The sequence below is a fragment of the Nesterenkonia sp. Act20 genome (genome assembly GCF_019173455.1).
In the GTDB taxonomy this organism is placed as follows: Bacteria; Actinomycetota; Actinomycetes; order Actinomycetales; family Micrococcaceae; genus Nesterenkonia.
Genome location: NZ_JADPQH010000002.1, coordinates 658,621 through 680,766, shown reverse-complemented (window position 1 = coordinate 680,766; position 22,146 = coordinate 658,621). Strand labels below are relative to the sequence as shown.

18 protein-coding genes and 1 tRNA gene are annotated in these 22,146 nt (G+C 65.5%); 14 read left to right on the top strand and 5 right to left on the bottom strand.

Annotation, left to right across the window (positions count from 1 at the left end; all coding sequences use genetic code 11):
* Window positions 1-92 precede the first annotated feature (92 nt).
* The gene (locus IY716_RS12830) at window positions 93-1,256 is read left to right on the top strand and encodes a folate-binding protein YgfZ (protein ID WP_369699716.1); all 1,164 of its coding nucleotides are present in this window, start codon (window positions 93-95) and stop codon (window positions 1,254-1,256) included.
* Here the strand turns inward: IY716_RS12830 and IY716_RS12825 are convergent.
* The 3 genes from IY716_RS12825 to IY716_RS12815 form a co-directional block, all read right to left on the bottom strand.
* Window positions 1,253-1,999: a GNAT family N-acetyltransferase gene (locus IY716_RS12825; RefSeq protein WP_218222042.1), complete on the bottom strand. Its 747-nt coding sequence runs from the start codon at window positions 1,997-1,999 to the stop codon at window positions 1,253-1,255. The genes IY716_RS12830 and IY716_RS12825 overlap by 4 nt on opposite strands.
* A 21-nt stretch (window positions 2,000-2,020) precedes the next feature.
* Window positions 2,021-3,052 (bottom strand): 6-phosphofructokinase, encoded by a 1,032-nt coding sequence (locus tag IY716_RS12820; protein WP_218222041.1) that lies wholly within the window; start codon window positions 3,050-3,052, stop codon window positions 2,021-2,023.
* Window positions 3,053-3,191: 139 nt separating this feature from the next.
* Window positions 3,192-4,406: a pyridoxal phosphate-dependent aminotransferase gene (locus tag IY716_RS12815; protein WP_218222040.1), complete on the bottom strand. Its 1,215-nt coding sequence runs from the start codon at window positions 4,404-4,406 to the stop codon at window positions 3,192-3,194.
* Window positions 4,407-4,578: 172 nt separating this feature from the next.
* On the opposite strand from IY716_RS12815, the gene IY716_RS12810 reads away from it, so the two are divergent.
* The 7 genes from IY716_RS12810 to rplL all read left to right on the top strand — a co-directional run bounded on the left by IY716_RS12810 (window position 4,579) and on the right by rplL (window position 8,926).
* Window positions 4,579-4,651: transfer RNA gene (locus tag IY716_RS12810), tRNA-Trp, on the top strand.
* A 38-nt stretch (window positions 4,652-4,689) separates the two neighbouring features.
* The gene (gene secE / locus IY716_RS14105) at window positions 4,690-5,049 is read left to right on the top strand and encodes a preprotein translocase subunit SecE (RefSeq protein WP_369699715.1); all 360 of its coding nucleotides are present in this window, start codon (window positions 4,690-4,692) and stop codon (window positions 5,047-5,049) included.
* A 95-nt stretch (window positions 5,050-5,144) separates the two neighbouring features.
* The gene (gene nusG, locus IY716_RS12800) at window positions 5,145-5,999 is read left to right on the top strand and encodes a transcription termination/antitermination protein NusG (RefSeq protein ID WP_218222039.1); all 855 of its coding nucleotides are present in this window, start codon (window positions 5,145-5,147) and stop codon (window positions 5,997-5,999) included.
* 198 nt (window positions 6,000-6,197) lie between these two features.
* Window positions 6,198-6,629: a 50S ribosomal protein L11 gene (gene rplK, locus IY716_RS12795; protein ID WP_192592255.1), complete on the top strand. Its 432-nt coding sequence runs from the start codon at window positions 6,198-6,200 to the stop codon at window positions 6,627-6,629.
* 135 nt (window positions 6,630-6,764) lie between these two features.
* Complete coding sequence (rplA, locus tag IY716_RS12790) at window positions 6,765-7,469, top strand: 50S ribosomal protein L1 (RefSeq protein WP_218222038.1); 705 nt, start codon at window positions 6,765-6,767, stop codon at window positions 7,467-7,469.
* A gap of 494 nt (window positions 7,470-7,963) precedes the next feature.
* Window positions 7,964-8,482: a 50S ribosomal protein L10 gene (gene rplJ, locus IY716_RS12785; RefSeq protein WP_192592257.1), complete on the top strand. Its 519-nt coding sequence runs from the start codon at window positions 7,964-7,966 to the stop codon at window positions 8,480-8,482.
* Between the two features lie 60 nt (window positions 8,483-8,542).
* Window positions 8,543-8,926, top strand: coding sequence for a 50S ribosomal protein L7/L12 (rplL, locus tag IY716_RS12780; protein WP_218222037.1), 384 nt, complete (start codon window positions 8,543-8,545; stop codon window positions 8,924-8,926).
* A gap of 118 nt (window positions 8,927-9,044) precedes the next feature.
* Here the strand turns inward: rplL and IY716_RS12775 are convergent, their stop codons facing one another.
* Both IY716_RS12775 and IY716_RS12770 read right to left on the bottom strand, forming a co-directional pair.
* Window positions 9,045-9,533 (bottom strand): hypothetical protein, encoded by a 489-nt coding sequence (locus tag IY716_RS12775; protein WP_218222036.1) that lies wholly within the window; start codon window positions 9,531-9,533, stop codon window positions 9,045-9,047.
* Window positions 9,530-10,942 carry a PspC domain-containing protein gene (locus tag IY716_RS12770; RefSeq protein WP_218222035.1) on the bottom strand — a complete coding sequence of 471 codons (1,413 nt, stop codon included), beginning with the start codon at window positions 10,940-10,942 and terminating at the stop codon, window positions 9,530-9,532. The genes IY716_RS12775 and IY716_RS12770 overlap by 4 nt, the downstream gene beginning before the upstream one ends.
* Window positions 10,943-11,069: 127 nt before the next feature.
* Between IY716_RS12770 and IY716_RS12765 the strand changes: the two genes are divergently transcribed.
* From IY716_RS12765 to rpsG, 6 genes are all read left to right on the top strand, one after another.
* A complete protein-coding gene (locus IY716_RS12765) occupies window positions 11,070-12,497 on the top strand; it encodes a PspC domain-containing protein (RefSeq protein ID WP_369699714.1) in 1,428 nt (475 codons plus the stop codon).
* A complete protein-coding gene (locus IY716_RS12760) occupies window positions 12,490-13,149 on the top strand; it encodes a response regulator transcription factor (protein ID WP_218222033.1) in 660 nt (219 codons plus the stop codon). Before IY716_RS12765 ends, IY716_RS12760 begins: the two co-directional genes overlap by 8 nt.
* A gap of 299 nt (window positions 13,150-13,448) precedes the next feature.
* On the top strand, window positions 13,449-16,967 hold the full coding sequence (locus IY716_RS12755) for a DNA-directed RNA polymerase subunit beta (protein ID WP_218222032.1): 3,519 nt from the start codon (window positions 13,449-13,451) through the stop codon (window positions 16,965-16,967).
* A gap of 62 nt (window positions 16,968-17,029) precedes the next feature.
* Window positions 17,030-20,917 (top strand): DNA-directed RNA polymerase subunit beta', encoded by a 3,888-nt coding sequence (locus IY716_RS12750; RefSeq protein ID WP_218222031.1) that lies wholly within the window; start codon window positions 17,030-17,032, stop codon window positions 20,915-20,917.
* A gap of 370 nt (window positions 20,918-21,287) precedes the next feature.
* Window positions 21,288-21,662, top strand: coding sequence for a 30S ribosomal protein S12 (rpsL, locus tag IY716_RS12745; protein ID WP_036473238.1), 375 nt, complete (start codon window positions 21,288-21,290; stop codon window positions 21,660-21,662).
* On the top strand, window positions 21,662-22,132 hold the full coding sequence (gene rpsG / locus IY716_RS12740; RefSeq protein ID WP_192592265.1) for a 30S ribosomal protein S7: 471 nt from the start codon (window positions 21,662-21,664) through the stop codon (window positions 22,130-22,132). The genes rpsL and rpsG overlap by 1 nt, the downstream gene beginning before the upstream one ends.
* Window positions 22,133-22,146 lie beyond the last annotated feature (14 nt).

The following is a 22,146-nucleotide window of genomic DNA, read 5'->3' as shown; positions in this document are numbered from 1 at the left end:
GAGCGCACGCAGACCCGATGCGCTCGCGCCGACCAGACGCGCGCAGGCCGACCAGCAGGTCCGCGTCATACGCCTCGAAGAAGGAGTCCCCAGTGGATGATCGCCTCAGCTCTGAACTGCTCTCCCGGCCCGGTGCCGTGCCGGACGGCGGCGACGATGCCCCGGTCGCCGGACACTACGGCGACCCCACCCGCGAGCAGCGGGCCCTCGAGCAAGGGGCGGCCGTCGTCGACCTCTCCCATCGCAGCGTGGTCACCGTCAGCGGTCCTGACCGGCTGTCCTGGCTGAGCACGCTGTCCTCACAGCAGATCGCGGGGCTGAAGCCGGGAGAGCCCACCGAGCTGCTGCTGCTGGACATCTCGGGTCGGATCGAACACGACGCGGCAGTGATCGACGACGGCGAGACCGTCTGGCTCATCACCGAAGGCTCCCACGGTGCCGTGCTCGCTCAGTGGCTCGACTCGATGAAGTTCATGCTCCGGGTGGAGATCACCGATCGAAGCGCTGAGTACGCCGTGCTCGGTTCCATGGCGGCGCTTCCCGAATCCACCTCACCGGCTCCGCAGGTCGTCTGGGAGGATCCCTGGCCGCAGCTCGGCGTCGGTGCCGCCAGCTACGCCGAGATCGAAGAGTCACAGCACCCCGGCAGCGACTGGTCCTGGCGGCTGAGCCTGGTCCCGCGTGATGCGCTCGGCACGGTGATCGATTCGATCCTGCAGGCAGGATGGATGCTCGCCGGCACGATGGCCTCCGAGGCGCTGCGGATCGCCGCCTGGCGTCCGCGGCTCGCCCGCGAGGTCGACGAGAAAGCGATCCCCCACGAGCTGGACCTCATCCGCACTGCCGTGCACCTGAGCAAGGGCTGCTATAAGGGCCAGGAGACCGTGGCCAGGGTGCACAACCTCGGACATCCACCTCGTCGCCTGGTCTTCCTGCATCTGGACGGCAGCGAGCACACGCTTCCCGCCATCGGCTCAGATGTGCTGGCAGCGTCAGCGGAGTCTTCCCCGGAGCAGCTCATCCAGGAGCGTGCGGTCGGAAAGGTCACCTCCGTGGGCCGCCACCACGAGATGGGGCCCATCGCACTGGCACTGGTCAAGCGCAAGGTCGACCCCGCGCTGCAGCTGGTGGTCCGTGACGGGGCGGGCGAGGAGCCGAGTTTCTACGCCGCCGCACAGGAGATCATCGTGCGCCCGGACGCCGGCCAGGCCGTGGGACGTCCGCAGGGAGACTTCCTGCGCGGCCCGCGGCGCTAGGGCTGGTCGATCACCGGCTGCCCGAACGCTGGCTGGTCGAACACCACGGTGGTCTGCGTCCCGGCGGCGGTGAAGCCGAGGCGCGCGGCGATGCGCCGAGCGCCGACCGACTGGCTGCCGGCCTGCCACTGCGGGATGAGTCCTTCGACGAAGGCCTCCTCGGCGGCGACGGCGCCCAGGTGCAGCCCCACCCCGGCCCTCCGCCGAGAGGGCGTCGTCAGCACGCCCAACTGGGCCAGCATTCCCGACCACACCTCGCGACCCGCAGCCCCCCATGCCTCTCCGCTGTCCTCGCTGACCAGTGCGGCGCTCCACGGAGCCTTCGCAATGCCGGAGATCTGCACGTCGTCGGCGGGAGACTCGGCCAGCACCGCGCGCACGTGGTCCTGATCGTAGGAGATCGCGCCGAGGGCTGAGGGCCCCAGGCTCGGCGGCTCCTCCGCGTAGAGCAACGTGGACGCGCCCCGGCTTCGGGCGCCCTCCCCATGGCGGCGCGCAAGCTCCAGCAGGCATCGTTCCTCGGCCAGCGCCGCGTCCTCGAATCCTCGGGCGCGGCGGAGCACCTCGGCGGGTCCGCTGATCACGGCGTGCCCGAAGAGCTGCAGGAAGGACACCGCCGACCCGTCGGGGCGGGTGATCTCGTGGCGCGCAGGGCTGCCCAGGAGATCGTCGTCGGGAAGCCCGAGCATCCGCGACCAGGACAGGGCGATGATGCTGCGGGTGTGGTCGCCCAGAGCAGTCATAGGTGCGCGATCATGTCCGGCTCAGCGGCCGAAGAGGATCTGCGCCTCTTCATAGCGCTCGGCCGGGACCGACTTCAGGCCGTCCAACGCCTCGGTGAGGTCGACCTTGACGATCTCGGTCCCGCGGAGGGCTGCCATATGGCCCCAGGCCTGCTCGTGGACGAGGTCCAGCGCTCGGATGCCGAAGCGGGTGGCGAGCACCCGGTCGTAGCCCGTGGGGTTTCCGCCGCGCTGGATGTGGCCCAGCGTCGTGTGCCGGGACTCGATTCCTGTCTTGGCCTCGATCTGCTGGGTCACCCACTCGCCGATCCCGCCCAGGCGCGGTCGTCCGTCGGACTCCTCGCCCTTGCCTGCCAGGGCCTCCTCGGCGTCCTCCGGGATGAATCCCTCGGCGACGACGACCAGCGGGGAGCGTCCCCGCGAGTGGACCTGCTCCACCCATTCGCAGACCTGGTCCATGGAGACCTTGTGCTCGGGGACCAGGATCGCATGAGCTCCTGCTGACATCCCGGAGTGCAGCGCGATCCAGCCGACGTGGCGTCCCATGACCTCGGCGACCATGCAGCGGTGATGGGACTCCCCGGTGGTGCGCAGGCGGTCCATCGCGTCGGTGGCGATGGAGATCGCCGTGTCGAAGCCGAAGGTGTAGTCGGTGGCCTTGAGATCGTTGTCGATGGTCTTGGGCACGCCGACCACAGGGATGCCATCATCGGCGAGCCGCTTGGCGCCAGCGAGGGTGCCCTCGCCGCCGATGGCGATGACGGCGTCGATGTCGTGGCGCTTGAGCTGCTTGGCGATGTTCTCCGGCCCACCCTGCGGGTGGTTGTACGGGTGGGTGCGGGAGGTGCCGAGGATCGTGCCGCCTTCACGGGAGAGTCCGCGCACAGACTGTCGGGGAAGGTCGATGTAGTCACCCTCGATGACCCCGCGCCATCCGCCCTTGAAGCCGACGAACTCATCGCCGTAGCTCTTGATGCCGTGCAGCACAGAGGAGCGGATGACAGCATTCAGGCCGGGGCAGTCGCCGCCGGAGGTGAGCAGTCCGATGCGCATGGTGTTTCAGCTCGTCCCTTCATGGATTCCAGGTGGATCTCGAGCCTGACGTCCTCGGCAGGTGCTCCTATGAGTCTATGGGTTCAGCCCCCGGGGCACACCCCGGGGCCGCGACGGATCTGCTCCGCACCTGTCGGGTTCAGGCCATGAGTTCCTGGATGCGGCGCAGGCCCTTGTCCAGGTCATCGTCTCCCAGGGCGTAGGACAGGCGCAGGAAGCCGCTGGGCCCAAAGGCCTCACCCGGGACGACGGCGACCTTTGCCTGCTCGAGGATGATCTCCGCGAGCTCTGCGGAAGTCTGCGGGGTGCGCCCGCCGATCTCGCGGCCCAGTGCCTCGCGGACGTCCACGTAGGCGTAGAACGCGCCCTCCGGTGTGGGACAGGAGAACCCCTCGATCGCGTTGAGACCACTGACGATCGCTCTGCGGCGGCGGTCGAAGGCGGCCTTCATCGTCTCGACCGCCGCCAATGAGCCTTCGACGGCGGCCAGTGCGGCCATCTGCGAGACGTTGGCGACGTTGCTCGTGGCGTGGGACTGCAGATTCGACGCCGCCTTGATGATGTCGGTGGGGCCCACCATCCAGCCCACGCGCCATCCGGTCATGGCGTAGGTCTTCGCCACGCCATTGAGCACCACGACCTGATCGGCGAGCTCCGGCAGCGCCGCGATGGAGGTGAACTCGGCCGCGTCGTAGGTCAGGTGCTCATAGATCTCATCGGTGACCACCCACAGTCCCTTCTCGGCGGCCCAGCGGCCGATCTCACGCACCGCTTCAGCCGAGTAGACCGCTCCGGTGGGATTGGACGGTGAGACGAACACGAGCACCTTGGTGCGTTCGGTCAGCACGCTCTCGAGCTGGTCCAGGGTGACCTTATAGCCCTGCTCGGGTCCGGCGAAGATGTCCACGGGGACGCCGCCGGCAAGCTTGATCGCCTCCGGGTAGGTCGTCCAGAAGGGCGTCGGGACGATGACCTCATCACCGGGGTCCAGCAGCGTGGCGAAGGTGTTGTAGACCGCCTGCTTGCCGCCATTGGTGATCAGCACGTTGGCAGGGGTGAGAGCCTGGCCGTCGATCCGGTAGCCCGAGTCGCGGGTCGTCTTCTCGGCCACCGCCGCGCGCAGCTCGGGCAATCCGGCCGCAGGGGAGTAGCGGTGGAAGCGCGGGTCCTGTGCGGCCTCCATGGCGGCGGCGACCACGTAGTCAGGTGACGGGAAGTCCGGCTCGCCCGCGCCGAAGCCGATGACATCCTCACCGTCAGCCTTCATGGCCTTGGCCTTGGCATCGACGGCAAGGGTGGCGGACTCGGCGATCGAGCCGATACGGTCGGAGATGCGGGAGCTCGGGGATGTCATGTCTGTGGGATCCTTTCGGGATTCATGGACTGCTCCCACAGTACCGGTTTGTCCTGCGCCGGACCGAGGGCGTAGACTCATTCACCGGTGTCTCAGGCACCTCCGATCCATCGTGCCCCAAAACCGGTTACCGGCAGCAGGTGCGCTACGGTGGCGGAGGATCCAGACCCCTAGGGCAGTGGCGCAATTGGTAGCGCAACGGTCTCCAAAACCGTAGGTTGCAGGTTCGAGTCCTGTCTGCCCTGCTAGGCACCCGCCTTAACCGTGAACAGATGGAGTCTTTGTGTCCCAGTCGCCTTCGACGCCAGATCAGGGCTCCGCGCCCGCCGGCGGCGAACCGAAGGGCCCGTTCGGGAAAGTGTTGCTGTTCCTCCGTCAGGTGATCGACGAGCTCAAGAAGGTCGTCGTGCCGACCCGGCGCGAGCTGGTCAACTACACGACGGTGGTCCTGGTCTTCGTCCTCGTGGTGATTGGAATCGTCACCGGTTTCGACGCCGTCTTCAGCCGCGGAGCCGAGGCGCTCTTCGGCGGCGACAGCGGCGGCGTGGAGCAGCCGGCTGAGCAGCCAGCAGAGGCGCCGGCCGACGGTGGTGGCGCAGGAGGCGATGGCGCGGTAGACGACAGCGCTGAAAACGGTGACTGACAACTGACGATGACGGAGCGGCGCATCCAGCGCCTCGCGTCACGGATCGAGAGCTCGCCGTGTGGTCGGTGAGCACCACGGAAAGCAGGAGAACAGTGTCTGATCAGGATCTTTCGCAGCAGACCGAAGAGGTCGACGCCGCCCAGGATGCCCCTGCCGAGGCAGAAGAGCAGACCACAGCCGCTGCCGGCGAGGCAGACGAGACCACTGAGGTCGAGGCTGAGGGCGAGCAGGAGGCTGCGGACCAGCCGGCCGAGTCCTCCGAGGCCGAATCCGCACAGGGTGAGCAGGAGGCTGACGCCGAGGTGCCCGAGGAGGAGAAGTCCTACGAGGAGCGCGCCGCCGCATTGAAGTCCAAGCTGCGTCGTCAGCTCGGCGACTGGTATGTCGTGCACACCTACGCCGGCTACGAGAAGCGAGTGAAGTCCAACCTGGAGACCCGCATCCAGACCCAGGACATGGAAGACCACATCTTCGAGATCGAGGTCCCCATGGAAGAGGTCGTGGAGATCAAGGGCACTCAGCGCAAGGTCGTCACCCGAGTCCGGATCCCCGGCTACGTGATCGTGCGCATGGAGCTCACCGACGCCTCCTGGGGCGTGGTGCGCCACACGCCGGGTGTCACCGGCTTCGTCGGCAACGCTCACGATCCGCATCCGCTGAGCTCCGACGAGGTCTTCGCGATGCTCTCGGATCACCTGCTCGGCAAGCCCGACGCTCCCAAGCATGGTGAGGCGGAGGATGGTTCCGGAACAGCAGGCGGATCGGACATCAAGGTCGACTTCGAGGTCGGCGAATCGGTCACCGTCACCGATGGCCCATTCGCCACGCTCCCGGCCTCCATCTCGGAGATCCACGCAGACTCTCGCCAGCTCGTGGTGCTCGTCTCGATCTTCGAGCGCGAGACCCCCGTGACGCTGAACTTCAACCAGGTCGAAAAGATCTACTGAGGCTCGGCCGATATAACTCAAAAACTTTCGACGCCGCAGGTGGCTTTGGCCTGCGGCGTCGAACCGGTCATCACGCCATGATGGCCACCCCCCTGCGTCACGCTCCTGTGGCACAGGGACACCAGGTGAGGGCTCTCGCGCCCAGGGTTGCACCGCAGCCCATGCGAGAGCCTGCAACGTAAGAAAAGGACGCTGAACATGGCCCCGAAGAAGAAAGTCTCCGGCCTGATCAAGCTGCAGATCAACGCAGGCGCCGCCAACCCGGCTCCTCCGATTGGTCCTGCACTCGGTCAGCACGGTGTCAATATCATGGAGTTCTGCAAGGCTTACAACGCGGCGACTGAGTCCCAGCGCGGCAATGTGATCCCTGTGGAGATCACGGTCTACGAAGACCGCTCCTTCACCTTCGTCACCAAGACTCCGCCGGCCGCCGAGCTGATCAAGAAGGCAGCAGGCGTGGCCAAGGGCTCGGGCGTGCCGCATACCGAGAAGGTCGGCAAGCTGACCCAGTCGCAGGTCGAAGAGATCGCGCAGACCAAGATGGAGGACCTCAACGCGAACGACCTCGCCGGAGCCTCCAAGATCGTCGCCGGCACTGCCCGCTCCATGGGCATCACCGTCGAAGGCTGAACAGGGCACCCGCCCGCAGACACGACACAGGGCATTCGCCCTGTGGACAGACAATGAGTCCGCCCCTTCACCGGCGGACGGTGGGAAGGGTCGAGCGCGACCCACGTACCACAACTGCTAAGGAGAACAACGCAGATGGCAAAGCGCAGCAAAGCTTATGAAGCAGCAGCCCAGAAGATCAACGAGGACGCGCTGTACTCCCCGGCCGAGGCAGTAGCCCTGGCCAAGGAGACCAACCCGTCCACCTCGGACGCGACGGTCGAGGTGGCCATGCGCCTCTCGGTCGACCCGCGCAAGGCAGACCAGATGGTCCGCGGCACGGTCATCCTGCCGCACGGCACGGGTAAGACCGCCCGCGTGGTCGTCTTCACCCAGGGTGACAACGTCGCCAAGGCCGAAGAAGCCGGAGCAGACTTCGTCGGCGGCGATGAGCTCATCGCCAAGGTCGCCGACGGCTGGACCGACTTCGACGCCGCCGTCGCCTCCCCGGACATGATGGGAAAGGTCGGACGTCTGGGCAAGGTCCTGGGTCCCCGCAACCTGATGCCGAACCCGAAGACCGGCACCGTGACCCCTGACGTCGCCAAGGCCGTCAACGAGCTCAAGGGCGGCAAGATCACCTTCCGCGTGGACAAGCACTCGAACCTGCACTTCATCGTGGGCAAGAGCAGCTTCGATGCCAAGGCGCTCACCGAGAACTATGCAGCCGCTCTGGAGGAGGTCCTTCGCCTGAAGCCCTCCGCCTCCAAGGGTCGCTACATCAATCGCGTCACCGTCGCCACCACCTTCGGTCCCGGCATCCCTGTGGATCCGAACGTCACCAAGGTGATCACCGACTGATCAGTCGCAGATGCTCCGCAGGGAGCAGTCACCGAAGCAGGCCCTCGTCCTCGGGACGGGGGCCTGCTTCTGTCTCTGCCTGCGTTGAGCGGCGGATTCTCCGAGCTTGTGGGGCCTTCTCGCGCACGAGGTACCCGGAGAATCCGCCGCTCAACGGGGAGGGGAGGGATGGGTGCCCCGAGATGCGGAATTGCGGGGCCCTGGCCCCGCGTGTAGAGTGACACCTGACCAAAGACCGCCGGTCGTTGTTGTCGTGCGCAGATCATTGGCTGATCTGCGCGGTCAGCAGGCATCATGTCTGTGAGGCGACGCAACTCTAAAGACCCTCTTGGGCGACCTGCGCAGGACACGAACACGTTCTATTCGAAGAATCGGATCGCTCTTGACTGCGATCAGCTCCTTCTCCTAGACCATGCCCCGTGCCTTGCGCAGCGGGGCATTTTTCATGTCCCAGCACAATGGGGTGACCGGCTTACATGATCGGAAGGAGTGCCATGGCGAATCCTGAGAAGGCTGCCGCCGTCGATGAGTTGAAGGAACTCTTCAACAACTCGACTGCCGCAGTGCTCACGGAGTACCGCGGCCTCTCCGTGGGCCAGCTGCAGACTCTGCGCCGGTCCGTGCGAGAGAACGCACACTACGCTGTGGTGAAGAACACGCTCACCGAGATCGCGGCTCGGGAACTCGGCATCGACGCCTTTGAAGGCAAGATGTCCGGTCCCTCCGCCATCGCCTTCGTCCACGGTGACCCCGTGGACGTGGCCAAGTCTCTGCGTGACTTCGCCAAGAGCAATCCTGCGCTCATCGTCAAGGGCGGCTACATGGATGGCGTCGCTCTGGATGAAGCAGGAGTGAAGCAGCTCGCGGACCTTGAGTCCCGCGAGGTTCTGCTCAGCAAGATGGCTGGTGCCCTCATCGGCGTCCAGTCCAAGGCAGCCTCCCTGTTCCAGGCACCGTTGTCCAAGGCCGTTCGCACGGTCGAGGCGCTTCGCGTGCAGCAGGAAGCAGCCTGAGCTCGAGCTCAGCAGTGAACCACAAGCAAGACCCCTCAAACATTTAGAAGGAGCGCCCCCATGGCGAAGATGAGCAACGACGAACTGATCGAACAGTTCAAGGAAATGTCCCTGATCGAGCTCTCCGAGTTCGTCAAGGTCTTCGAGGAGACCTTTGACGTGACCGCAGCCGCTCCCGTGGCAGCAGCAGCAGCCCCAGCAGGTGGCGGCGAAGCCGAAGAGGCTGAGGAGCAGACCGAGTTCGACGTGGTCCTCGAGTCCGCCGGCGAGAAGAAGATCGGCGTCATCAAGGAGGTGCGCGGTCTGACTTCCCTCGGTCTCAAGGAGGCAAAGGATCTGGTCGACAGCGCTCCCAAGGCCGTGCTCGAGGGTGTCGACAAGGACACCGCCGACAAGGCCAAGGAGACCCTGGAAGGCGCAGGCGCCACCGTCACCCTCAAGTGATCGGGGCGGCGACAGCCGCATCCAGGCAGTCTTGACTGCATAGAGAAATCCCCCGGAAGGCAGCCTTCCGGGGGATTTCTTTCTGCGTATGCACGTGGAGAGTTCGCTGTGCGTCGTTCTAGATCCTGCTTCCGGGTTTCGGCATGAGTCCGGCCGCCACGAAGACGAGGCCGGCAAGTCCGCACACGCCCAGGGCAATGATGAGCCAGTCGATATAGATGCCAAGAACGACGCTTGCCAGCACCCAGAGCGCCAGAGCCACCGCGATCGCGGCGAAGACCGCTCCGCCCACGCGTGGTCCGGAAGCACGACGGCGCCTCGCGGAATCGGGCCCGTGACCGCCGGTCGCGGCGGTCGCCTTCGACGGTGCCGGCAACGTCTGCTCAGCGGGCCCTGCCGAGGTCAATGCCGCCTCTTGTTCCGCCCGTTCGAACCAGCGCGGTCCTCGCTCTGGCTCTTTCCAGGTGAAGTCCTTCTCGCTCTGAGCGCGCAACGATTCGGCCAGCAGCTCATCGACGTCCGCCGGCTCCGGCGGCAGCGGGCGGGTGGGGTGGGTGGGCCCGTCCTGCTCAGCGGACACGCGACGCTCGGGGTGCTCGGCGGTCATCGCTGCTCACCTGCTTCCTGGTCATAGGTCGTGGAGTCATAGATCGTGGTGTTCCCGAACGCCGAATTGAGATCCAGGCGAATCTCGTTCTCGGAGTCCGCCGGGCCGATCACCAGGTCCTCGCCGGAGATTCCGGACTGTGACCGATCGTCGTTCTGGGTGGCGATCTCGAGGTTGCTCAGCGCCTGACCGTTGCTGATGAGCACGCGCGCATCGTCCGGAACGATCACGGAGGTGTTCGAGAACGCCTGGTTCACCTGGGCATCCCATACCGCCGGGTCGGCGCCATCCACCGCGGCAAGGTCTCGCAGGTCGACCGTGGTGTTCGAGAAGGCGCTCTGCACCTGGGTGTCAGAGGTGTCGTAGTTCCCGAAAACGTGGTTCGCGCCGCTTCCGAAGCCTGAGACGGTCTGCCCGGCGAAGAGCAGCAGCATGACCGTCGTGCTCAAGGCCAGGAGCCCAGGGGTCCCCGGTCGACCCCGCAGGGCCGCAGTGAAATGGGCCAGACCCAGGATCACCACCAAACCGGCCGTGGCAACAAGTGCCACCGTGACCCCGGAGAGTCCGAAGCCACCGCCGAGCCAGGCCAATCCGGCGATCATCGGCAGCGCCAGCAGTGCCAACCCCCAGCTCACCTGCCGACGCCGACGCCGCTCCGCCCGCTCCCGGGGAGAGTGTTCGAACCGCCCGGAGGGCGCCTTCGGAGCCCGCATCGATGCCGGGCCTATAGATGCCGGGCCTGTAGATGCTGAGCCTGAATACGCCGCATCATGCCTCCGGGTGGACGTGCTTGAACCGGGTGCCGGCCCGGGCGTCGTCGTCACCTGTTCCTTCGGATACCAGGCCGGCTTCCCATCTGATCGCGTGCCAGTGGAGTCACCGGCCCCAGCTTTTCCCATGGAGCCGCCCGATCCTGCGGCGGAGGAACCCTTCGGGTGGCGCCCCGTACCGTAGTCGCCCGTCGTCGCCGAAGCAGAATCCCTGCGGTGGTTCTTGACGACCACATAGACCAGCCAGCCTACGGCGCCGAGAATCACGATGTTGAGCAGCACCGCCAAGGGGCCTGCGACGCTGATCGGAGTGAAGACGTTCAGCGCTCCCAGGACCGTGAGGATCGAGCCGCCGACGAAACCCGAGGTGTAGTTGCCGCGCACCGCTTCCTGCGCGTGGATCCTGCCTTCGCGGTTCGGCACCAGGATCCAGGCGAGTCCATAGAGCAGCGCGGCCGGGGAGAAGAAGATGATGAAGGCGACGACGCCGAGCCCACGCACGAGGGCAGCGTCCCATCCCACTTTGGCGGAGATTCCCGCGAAGACTCCACCGACCCATGACTCCTCCGGGCGAAGCAGCCCGGTGGTGCGCATCCAGTCGAAGAAGCGACGGCCTGTCTCAGGCTTCTGATTGTCCATGCTCCAAGTCTCTCGGGACTGAGACGTCGCCGCTATTGGGGGAGACCCTGACTCAACCCTGAAAGATCACACGCGGCCCCCGATCCTGGGGCTGGATCCGTCGAACTGGTGGAGGTCCCGTGGCAGTATGGGAAACATGGACAGCGCCAGTCAGACGCCCCCGGGGCAGCGCACCGGCCCTGCGCGGCCGCCCTTGTTGCGCGCTGCGGGCACGCCACTGGCAGGGGTCTGTCTAGGGCTGTCTCGGCATCTCGGATTCTCGGTACCCGCAGTGCGCACTGTCATGATCGGGCTGAGCGTTGCTGGCGGTATCGGGCTCCTGCTCTACTGCTGGCTGTGGATCTTCGTCCCGCGTGAGGATGAGCCCCGTCCCGGTGCAGCGGCATGGGGGCTCAGCGGGCCTGCCGTGCACGGCAGCGAGGGCTACGACGCCGGGGAGCCCACGCGGGCCCAGCGGCCCACAGCGGGCATTGATCCGCAGGCAGAGCCGGTTCAATACTGGAACGCTCGTGGTCGCGAAGTTCTGGATGCGTTGACGAGCTCCCCCCAGGTGCTCTTCGGTGGACTTCTCCTGGGCGGCGCAGGTCTGATCGGGCTGCAGCTCTTCGGGACGGCGATCAACTGGTGGCTCATCGGCCCGCCCGTGATCCTGGGAGTCGGCGTGCTTCTGGCGTGGTCACAGGTGGACGCCATAGGTCCACGGTCAACCGAGGAGGCGGGGTCCGCTCACCGCGAGGAGCCCCGCTCACGCCCGGCCATCCTGTGGCAGTTCTCGGTGGGTGTGCTGCTGGTCATTCTGGCGCTCCTCCTCCTTGCGGGCGGATTCCTCCCGGCCGCCGACCTGCTGCTGGGCCTGATGGTGGCGGCGATGCTGCTCGCCGGGATCGCGCTGGTGAGCGCTCCCTGGGTGATCCGGCTCTACCGGACCTCCAATACCGAGCGCGCGCGAGCTGCGGCAGAGGCTGAACGTGCCGACATCGCCGCGCACCTCCACGACTCTGTGCTCCAGACCCTGGCCATGATTCAGAAGCACCGGCACGATCCAGCCGCGGTGGAGAAGCTCGCGCGCAGGCAGGAGCGTCAACTGCGCGGGTGGCTCTATGGACGCGACGCGGCCGAGACCGGCACGCTCAAGGAGCAGCTCAGCGCCACAGCCGCAGAGCTGGAGGAGCTCCACAGCGTGCCGGTGGAGATCGTCGCCGTCGGGGAGTCTCGCCGAACCGATCACCGGGTCTTGGTCGCTGCTGCGCGGGAAGCCATCGTCAATGCGCTCAAGCACGCGGGTCCTGCATCGATCTACCTTGAATCCACTGATGTCGAGGACGCGGTCTTCATCCGAGACCGCGGCGCAGGGTTCGACCCCTCGGGCATCGGCCCGGATCGGCTCGGGGTGCGGGAATCGATCATCGGGCGCATGAACCGTGCCGGTGGCCGGGCCGACATCCGTTCGGGGGACACTGGCACCGAGGTTCAGCTGTGGATGCCGGTGAGTGCCTCGGCCGGGGTGGAATCAGGAACTGATCCGGTGTCACGACGTGAGGAGACCTATGGGTGAGGCCCCAGCCCTGCGCCGCGTGGTGATCATCGATGACCACGGCATCTTTCGGGCCGGACTCAAGGCCGAGATGGCCGGGCGAGTCGAAGTCGTCGGCGAGGGCCACGACGTGGAGACCGCGATCGCGGTGGTGCGACGGGAGCATCCCGAGGTCGTACTGCTCGATGTGCACCTGCCGGGCGGCACCGGTGGGGGAGGGGCCGAGGTGGTCCGCGCCTGCCGCGACCTCCCAGAGGTCAAGTTTCTGGCCATCAGCGTCTCCGATCAGGCCGCGGACGTGGTCTCGGTGATCCGCGCCGGAGCCCGCGGCTACGTCACGAAGACGATCAGCACCGCCGATCTCGGCGATGCGGTGCAGGCGGTGGCCACCGGCGACGCCGTGTTCTCCCCGCGCCTGGCCGGGTTCGTCCTGGATGCCTTCGGCACCGGCGCGGTCGGCGACGTCCGAGACGAGGAGCTGGACCGGCTCTCGGCCCGCGAGGTCGAGGTCATGCGGCTGATCGCACGCGGCTACACCTATCGGGAGATCGCCGGGGAGCTGTTCATCTCGATCAAGACCGTGGAGACCCATGTCTCCAAGGTGCTGCGCAAGCTGCAGCTCTCCTCCCGTCATGAGCTCACCCGTTGGGCGGAGCAGCGTCGCATCGTCTGAGGTATGGGCGACGCGGGCACGCTCGGTGTGTCCGATAGCACCTTCCCGACGGTGGACTGGTACAGTTACTGCCCAGAAAGCCCGGATTCGCTGTTTGAGTCTTCGCAGGCCTTCTCTTCGGCCGAGGCTCAGCCCTCGTGTCCAACGCCCCGGCGGCCTCGTCTTGCCCTGGGTTGCCTTCGTGGTCTATGCTGTATTTTTGCGCATCTTCTCTACATCCGTGCCTTCAAATAGCGGTGGGCAGTTGTTTATATGCGTTATTCCTACGGAAGCTACGAAGGTCTGTGGAAGGATCCCTCTTGGTCGCCTCGAGCACCTCAACGACTCAAACCGCTGCTTCGGCCCGCACTGCTGAATATGCAGGCCGACTCTCATTCGCAAAGATTCACGAACCCCTCGATGTTCCAGAGCTTCTGGCTCTGCAGATCGACTCCTTCGACCGCCTCATCGGCAACGACAGCTGGGCTGCTCGTGTCGAGGAGGCCCGGCAGAAGGGCATCAAGGGCGTTTCCGAAACCTCCGGACTCTCCGACATCTTCGAAGAGATGTCACCGATCGAAGACTTCCAGGGCACCATGTCCCTGAGCTTCTCCGATCCCGAGTTCGCCGACCCCAAGATGCCGGTCGCTGAGTGCAAGGAACGGGACACCACGTATTCCGCTCCGCTGTACGTCAAGGCCGAGTTCATGAACCACAACACCGGCGAGATCAAGCAGCAGACCGTGTTCATGGGCGATTTCCCGCTCATGACCGACCGCGGCACATTCATCATCAACGGCACCGAGCGTGTCGTCGTGTCCCAGCTGGTCCGCTCCCCGGGCGCCTACTTCGAGCGCACCCCGGACAAGACCAGCGACAAGGACATCTTCACCGCCAAGGTCATCCCGTCCCGCGGTGCCTGGTTCGAGCTGGAGATCGACAAGCGCGACCAGGTCGGCGTCCGCCTCGACCGTCGTCGCAAGCAGCCGGTGACCGCGCTGCTGAAGGCCCTGGGCTGGACCGAATCCCGCATCCTGGAAGAGTTCGGCGAGTATGACTCGATCCGCGCCACCATGGAGAAGGACGCCTTCGAGACCCAGGCCGACGCGCTGATCGACATCTACCGCAAGCTGCGTCCGGGCGAGCCGCCGACCGTGGAGGCCGCCGAGTCGCTGCTCAAGGGTCTGTACTTCACTCCGAAGCGCTACGACCTCGCCAAGGTGGGCCGCTACAAGCTCAACCGCAAGCTGGGCGTGGACAAGGCCTTCACCGACGCCGATGCCTCGGTGCTCAACGAGCAGGACATCGTCGCGATGATCCACTACCTCGCAGCGCTGCACGCCGGCAAGGACACCATCAAGGGCATTCGCGATGGTTCCGAGATCGACGTGCACATCACCGTGGACGACATCGACCACTTCGGCAACCGCCGCATCCGTGCAGTCGGCGAGCTCATCGAGAACCAGGTCCGCACGGGCCTGTCCCGCATGGAGCGTGTGGTCCGCGAGCGGATGACGACTCAGGACGTCGAGGCCATCACGCCGCAGACCCTGATCAACATCCGTCCCGTCGTCGCCTCCATCAAGGAGTTCTTCGGCACCTCTCAGCTCTCGCAGTTCATGGATCAGAACAACCCGCTGGCCGGACTGACGCATAAGCGTCGCCTCTCCGCGCTGGGCCCGGGCGGTCTCTCCCGTGATCGCGCCGGCATGGAGGTCCGTGACGTCCACCCCTCGCACTACGGACGCATGTGCCCCATCGAGACCCCGGAAGGCCCGAACATCGGCCTCATCGGCTCGCTGGCCACCTACGGCCGGATCAACAACTTCGGCTTCATCGAGACCCCGTACCGCAAGGTCGTCAAGGGTGTCGTCACCGATCAGATCGATTACCTCACGGCCGATGACGAGCTCGTCTCGCAGATCGCCCAGGCCAACGCGCCGCTGAACGAGGACGGGACCTTCACCGAGGCCACTGTGCTCTGCCGTGGTCGCGCCGACGGAACCGGTGAGCAGGGCGAGCCCGTGCTGACCATTCCCGAAGAGATCGACTACATGGACGTCTCACCGCGCCAGATGGTGTCAGTGGCCACGGCCCTGATCCCGTTCCTGGAGCACGACGACGCCAACCGCGCCCTCATGGGTGCGAACATGCAGCGGCAGGCAGTGCCGCTGCTGGAGTCCGAGTCCCCGCTGGTCGGCACCGGCATGGAGAAGTTCGCCGCCGTCGACGCCGGAGACTCGGTCACCGCCGAGAAGCCCGGCGTGGTCACCCGCGTCGCAGCTGACATGGTCACCGTGCTCAACGACGACGGCACGCAGATCCACTACCCGATCATGAAGTTCCAGCGCTCGAACCAGGGCAACGCGTACAACCAGCGCGTGCGGGTCTCCGAGGGGGACCGGCTGGAGCGTCAGTCGATCATCGCCGACGGACCCTCCACCGAGGCTGGCGAGCTGGCTCTGGGCAAGAACCTGCTGGTCGCGTTCATGTCCTGGGAAGGTCACAACTTCGAGGATGCGATCATCCTCTCCCAGCGGATGATCCAGGACGACGTGCTGACCTCGATTCACATCGAGGAGCACGAGGTCGATGCTCGCGACACCAAGCTCGGTGCCGAAGAGGTCACTCGTGACATCCCGAACGTCTCCGAGGAGATGCTGGCCCAGCTCGACGAGCGCGGCATCATCCACATCGGTGCCGAGGTCTCCGCAGGAGACATCCTCGTCGGCCGTGTCACCCCCAAGGGTGAGACCGAGCTGACCCCCGAGGAGCGTCTGCTGCGCGCCATCTTCGGCGAGAAGTCCCGCGAAGTGCGCGACACCTCGCTGAAGGTTCCCCACGGCGAGTCCGGCACCGTCATCGGCGTCCGGATCTTCGACGCCGAGGAGGGCGACGATCTTCCCCCCGGTGTGAACCAGCTGGTCCGCGTCTACGTGGCCCAGAAGCGCAAGATCACCGACGGCGACAAGCTCGCCGGCCGCCACGGCAACAAGGGCGTCATCTCCAGGATCCTTCCTGTGGAGGACATGCCCTTCCTGCCCGACGGCACCGCGGTGGACATCGTGCTCAACCCGTTGGGCGTCCCCGGTCGTATGAACATCGGCCAGGTCATGGAGGTCCACCTCGGGTGGGCAGCCAAGCAGGGCTGGAAGATCGAGGGCGAGCCCGAGTGGATCCAGAAGCTGCCGAACCTGCCCCGTGAGACCGGACCCACCAAGGTCTCGACTCCTGTGTTCGACGGCGCCGAGCCTGCTGAGCTGACCGGCATCCTCGAGTCTGTGAACCCGTCACGCGACGGCGAGCAGCTTGTGGGCGCCAACGGCAAGGCGCAGCTCTTCGACGGTCGCTCCGGTGAGCCGTTCCCCGAGGGCGTGGCCGTCGGGTACATGTACATCCTGAAGCTGCACCACCTTGTCGATGACAAGATCCACGCACGCTCCACCGGACCGTACTCGATGATCACCCAGCAGCCGCTCGGTGGTAAGGCCCAGTTCGGCGGCCAGCGCTTCGGTGAGATGGAGGTCTGGGCGCTGGAAGCCTATGGCTCCGCCTACACCCTGCAGGAGCTGCTGACCATCAAGTCCGATGACATCCACGGTCGTGTGAAGGTCTACGAGGCCATCGTGAAGGGCGAGAACATCCCGGAGCCAGGCGTTCCGGAGTCGTTCAAGGTGCTCATCAAAGAGATGCAGTCGCTCTGCCTCAACGTGGAGGTCCTCTCCGCGGACGGCAGCAAGGTCGAGATGCGTGACTCGGAGGAAACCGGGTTCAGCGCTGCGGAGGAGCTTGGCATTGACCTCTCCCGCGCAGAGCCCAGCTCGGTCGAAGAGGTCTGAGGACCTCACCGATGCACCTTCACTCCGTCACGAATCTTTAGAGAAAAGAGAGATACCGGACTATGTCCCAAGAATCCTCATTCGGCACAATGCGTATCGGGCTTGCCACCGGTGACGAAATCCGTGGTTGGTCCTATGGTGAGGTCAAAAAGCCTGAAACCATCAACTACCGCACCCTGAAGCCCGAGAAGGACGGACTCTTCTGCGAGAAGATCTTCGGCCCCTCCCGGGACTGGGAGTGCTACTGCGGCAAGTACAAGCGGGTCCGCTTCAAGGGCATCATCTGTGAGCGCTGCGGCGTCGAGGTCACTCGGGCCAAGGTGCGCCGTGAGCGGATGGGTCACATCCAGCTCGCCGCCCCGGTGACTCACATCTGGTACTTCAAGGGCGTCCCCTCGCGCTTGGGCTACCTGCTGGACCTTGCCCCGAAGGACCTCGAGAAGGTCATCTACTTCGCCGCATACATGATCACCGAGGTGGATGAAGAGCGCCGCCACGATGATCTGCCCAACCTGCAGGCAGAGATCGATCAGGAGCTCAAGCACCTGGCCGATCAGCGTGACTCTGACATCGCCGCCATCTCCAAGGACCTCGAGGGTGACCTCGAACGCCTGGAGGGCGAAGGTGCCAAGGCCGCCGAGAAGAAGAAGGCACGCGACACCTCTGACAAGCAGATGTCACAGGTGCGCAAGCGCGCCGACGCCGAGATCGAGCAGCTCGAACGGGTCTGGGATCGCTTCAAGAACCTCAAGGTCTCAGACCTTGAAGGCGATGAGGCGCTCTTCCGTGAGATGCGCACTCGCTACGGCCAGTACTTCGAGGGCTCTATGGGCGCCGAGTCGATTCAGCGTCGCCTGGCGACCTTCGACATGGAGGCCGAGGCAGAGCGCCTGCGCGAGATCATCGCCACCGGCAAGGGCCAGCGCAAGACACGCGCCCTGAAGCGGCTGAAGGTGCTCAACGCATTCCTCTCCACCGGCACCACGCCCACCGGCATGGTCCTCGACGCCGTCCCGGTGATCCCCCCGGAGATCCGGCCGATGGTGCAGCTGGACGGTGGACGCTTCGCGACCTCCGACCTCAACGACCTGTACCGTCGCGTCATCAACCGCAACAACCGGCTGAAGCGGCTCCTGGATCTCGGTGCACCCGAAATCATCGTGAACAACGAGAAGCGCATGCTTCAGGAGTCCGTGGACTCGCTCTTCGACAACGGTCGTCGCGGCCGTCCGGTCACCGGGCCGGGAAACCGCCCGCTGAAGTCGCTCTCCGACATGCTCAAGGGCAAGCAGGGCCGGTTCCGCCAGAACCTGCTCGGCAAGCGCGTCGACTACTCCGGACGTTCGGTCATCGTGGTCGGCCCGCAGCTGAAGCTGCATCAGTGTGGTCTGCCCAAGCAGATGGCGCTCGAGCTGTTCAAGCCCTTCGTGATGAAGCGTCTGGTGGACCTCAACCACGCGCAGAACATCAAGTCGGCCAAGCGCATGGTGGAGCGTCAGCGCCCCCAGGTCTGGGATGTTCTCGAAGAGATCATCACCGAGCACCCGGTGCTGCTGAACCGCGCGCCCACCCTGCACCGGCTGGGAATCCAGGCCTTCGAGCCGCAGCTGGTGGAGGGCAAGGCCCTTCAGTTGCACCCGCTGGTCTGCTCGGCGTTCAACGCTGACTTCGACGGCGACCAGATGGCAGTCCACCTGCCGCTCTCACCAGAGGCTCAGGCCGAGGCGCGCATCCTGATGCTCTCCTCGAACAACATCCTGAAGCCTTCGGACGGACGCCCGGTGGCGCTGCCCTCACAGGACATGATCATCGGTCTGCACCACCTGACCACCCAGCGCGAAGACGAGACCGGCGCAGGCCGTTCCTTCTCCTCCGTGGGCGAGGCGCAGATGGCCATGGATCTGCGCGAGCTGCACATCAATGCGCCGGTGAACATCACCGTGGAGGGCTTCGTGCCCTCTGCAGAGGTCGAAGCTCCCGAGGGCTGGGAGCCGGGCACGCCTGCGACGATCAAGACCACCCTGGGCAAGGTGCTGTTCAACCTGACCCTGCCGGAGGACTACCCCTGGCACGACAAGGTGGCCGACAAGGGACAGCTCTCCACGCTGATCAATGATCTCGCGGAGCGCTACCCCAACAACGTCACCGCTCGCACCCTGGACAACCTCAAGGATGCAGGCTTCTACTGGTCCACCCGTTCGGGCGTCACCGTCGCCATCTCCGACGTGACCTCGAACATGGACAAGAAGAAGATCATGGATGTCTACGAGGACCAGGCCGCCAAGGTCCAGTCCCAGTACGACATGGGTCTGATCGGCGACGACGAGCGCCACGCTGAACTGGTCGAGATCTGGACCAAGGCCACCGATGAGGTTGCCGCGGCCATGCAGGCCGGTATGGATGAGCACAACAACATCAACCGGATGGTCACCTCCGGTGCCCGGGGCAACTGGCTTCAGGTCCGGCAGATCGCGGGCATCCGTGGTCTGGTGACCAACCCCAAGGGTGAGATCATCCCGCGCCCGATCAAGTCCTCCTACCGCGAGGGTCTCTCGGTGCTCGAGTACTTCATCGCCACCCACGGCGCCCGCAAGGGCCTGGCGGATACGGCGCTGAAGACGGCGAACTCCGGCTACCTGACTCGTCGTCTGGTGGACGTCTCGCAGGATGTCATTGTGCGCGAGGCAGACTGTGGGACCTCCCGCGGTCTGACCGTGACCATTGCCGTCGCGGATGAGAACGGTGAGCTGAAGCTCCACGAGGAGGTCGAGAACTCGGCCTATGCACGCACGCTTGCAGTCGACGTCACCGACGCAGACGGCAAGGTGCTGGCAGAAGGCGGCTCCGACGTCGGAGATGTGCTCATCGATCAGCTGTTCAACGCCGGCATCACGGAGATCAAGATCCGCTCCGTGCTGACCTGCGAGTCGGCCGTGGGTACCTGTACCCGCTGCTACGGACGCTCGCTGGCCACCGGTGAGACCGTGGACATCGGGGAGGCCGTGGGCATCATCGCGGCACAGTCCATCGGTGAGCCCGGCACACAGCTGACCATGCGTACCTTCCACACCGGCGGCATCGCCTCGGCGGACGACATCACCCAGGGTCTGCCCCGTATCCAGGAGCTCTTCGAGGCGCGCACACCCAAGGGTGTCGCTCCCATCGCAGAGGTCGCGGGCCGGGTCAACCTGGACGATTCCGACAAGCAGCTCCGTCTGGTGCTGACTCCGGATGACGGTTCCGAGGAGCATGCCTACCCGATCCTGCGCCGCGCTCGAGTGCTCGTCTCTGACGGTGAGCACGTCGAGGTCGGCCAGCAGCTGGTGGCAGGTGCCGTGGACCCCAAGCAGGTGCTTCGCGTGCTCGGCCCCCGGGCTGCACAGAAGTTCCTGGTCTCCGAGGTCCAGGACGTCTACCAGTCCCAGGGCGTGGGCATCCACGACAAGCACGTGGAGGTCATCGTCCGGCAGATGCTGCGCCGCATCACCGTCATCGACTCCGGCGGCACCTCGCTGCTGCCGGGCGAGCTGACAGACCGGTTCCGCTTCACCGCCGCCAACCGCAAGGCAGTGGCGGAGGGGCAGCAGCCCGCTTCGGGACGCGACGAGCTCATGGGCATCACCAAGGCCTCGCTGGCCACGGATTCCTGGCTCTCGGCGGCCTCCTTCCAGGAGACCACCCGAGTGCTCACCCAGGCAGCAATGGAAGGCAAGTCCGACCCGCTGCTGGGACTCAAGGAGAACGTGATCATCGGCAAGCTGATCCCGGCCGGAACCGGTCTGGATCGCTACACGCAGTCCTCGGTGGAGCCCACCGAAGAGGCCAAGGCCAATCTGTTCACCGGCCCGAGCCTCTACGGCTCGAGCTTCGACTACGCAGGAGCCGAGGGGGACGGCGAATTCCACGCCATTCCTCTCGACGACTACAACACGGATGTCGACTTCCGCTGAGAAGCGCGTCGCAGACGGGTTGATGACCGCCCGATGAACGGGCGTCAGAACTGATCAACCAGCAGGCCCGGGGGAGCGATGCTCCTCCGGGCCTGCTGCGTTGCTCTGTGGGCCACGAGGTGCGTTCCCACGCGGGGGCGCCACGGGATCAGAGTCCGACGCTCGCGCAGGAGATGGGTTCCTGGTAGTGTTAACCTGATTGTTTCTGATGTGGCAGAGGGACTCGGTCCGGGTTGCGGGGAAGTTGCGCAGCGAATGCCACATTTTTGCACGCCTAGGGACCAGAGCCCGCGGACAGTGTGCCGACTATCAACCGCGGGCAGAGTCAAGAACCCTCTGTTTCCCTCACTACACGTATGGAGAACGCATAGTGCCTACTATTCAGCAGCTTGTGCGCAAGGGGCGTCATCCCAAGCGCACCAAGAACAACACCCCTGCACTGCAGGGAAGCCCGATGCGTCGTGGCGTGTGCACCCGTGTGTACACCACGACCCCGAAGAAGCCGAACTCCGCACTCCGCAAGGTGGCCCGTGTTCGTCTGGGCGGCGGCGTCGAAGTCACCGCCTACATCCCCGGCGAGGGCCACAACCTGCAGGAGCACTCCATCGTGCTCGTCCGCGGCGGTCGTGTGAAGGACCTTCCCGGTGTCCGCTACAAGATCGTCCGCGGCGCCCTCGACACCCAGGGTGTCAAGGGTCGCGGTCAGGCTCGCTCCCGGTATGGCGCGAAGAAGGAGAAGAAGTAATGCCTCGTAAGGGACCCGCACCCAAGCGCCCTCTCGTCCAGGATCCGGTCCACGGATCCCCGTTGGTCACGCAGCTGATCAACAAGGTCCTGGTCGACGGCAAGAAGTCCACTGCTGAGCGCATCGTCTACGGCGCACTCGACGGCGTGGCGAAGAAGTCCGGCGAGGACTCCGTGACGATCCTCAAGAAGGCCATGGACAACGTCCGCCCCGCCCTGGAGGTTCGCTCCCGCCGTGTCGGCGGCGCCACCTACCAGGTTCCCGTGGAGGTCAAGCCCGGTCGCTCGACCGCGCTGGCCCTGCGCTGGCTGGTCGGCTACTCCAAGGGCCGTCGCGAGAAGAGCATGACGGACCGCCTCATGAACGAGATCCTGGACGCATCCAACGGCCTCGGTGCCGCTGTGAAGCGCCGCGAGGACACTCACAAGATGGCAGAGTCCAACAAGGCCTTCGCCCACTACCGCTGGTAATAGAAAAGGGGAAT